Source organism: Rhodococcus sp. T7, assembly GCF_009872365.1.
GTDB lineage: Bacteria > Actinomycetota > Actinomycetes > Mycobacteriales > Mycobacteriaceae > Rhodococcus_F.
The window spans coordinates 893,841-894,437 of record NZ_WXYH01000389.1 but is presented as its reverse complement, the minus strand read 5'-3'; the positions used below and the strand labels follow the sequence as shown (position 1 = coordinate 894,437).

The window sequence follows — 597 nt, the reverse complement described above, 5'->3', positions numbered from 1 at the left end:
TTCGGGGTCGACCCGATCTGTACTGTGCTCACCGAGCACGGCATCAGCATCGCCCCGTCCACCTATTACAAGGCCAAGCAGCGCGGACCCATCTCGGGCACCGACCTGGGCGAGGCGTACGCCGCCAACGCCGTGCACAGGGTGTACGTGGCCAACAAGCGCCTCTACGGTGCCCGCAAGATCTGGTGGGCGATGAAACACGCCGGCCACGACATCGGGCGCGATCAGGTGGCGCGCCTGATGAAGATCTGCGGGATCCGCGGGGTGGTCCGCGGCAAACGCCGCACGACCACCACAGAGCGCGACGAGCGGGCACCACGACACCCGGATCTGATCAACAGGAAATGGGACGTCCCGGACCGCCCCGATCAGTGGTGGGTCGCGGACTTTACGTACGTGTGGACACTCACCGGATTCGTGTACACGGCGTTCTGTGTCGACGTGTTCTCCCGCCGGATCCTCGGGTGGCAGGTGATGACATGCAAGACCACCGTGTTGGTCACCGGAGTGCTCGAGCAGGCGTTGTTCACCCGCAGGAGAACCGACATCCGTTTCACCTCAACGGGTTTGGTGCATCACAGCGATGCGGGGAGCCAG

The 597-nt window shown here is 64.3% G+C and carries 1 protein-coding gene; it reads left to right on the top strand.

From position 1 onward, the window contains the following. The coding region (locus tag MLGJGCBP_RS48265; protein ID WP_160098642.1) for a DDE-type integrase/transposase/recombinase at positions 1–597 on the top strand (597 nt) is incomplete at both ends.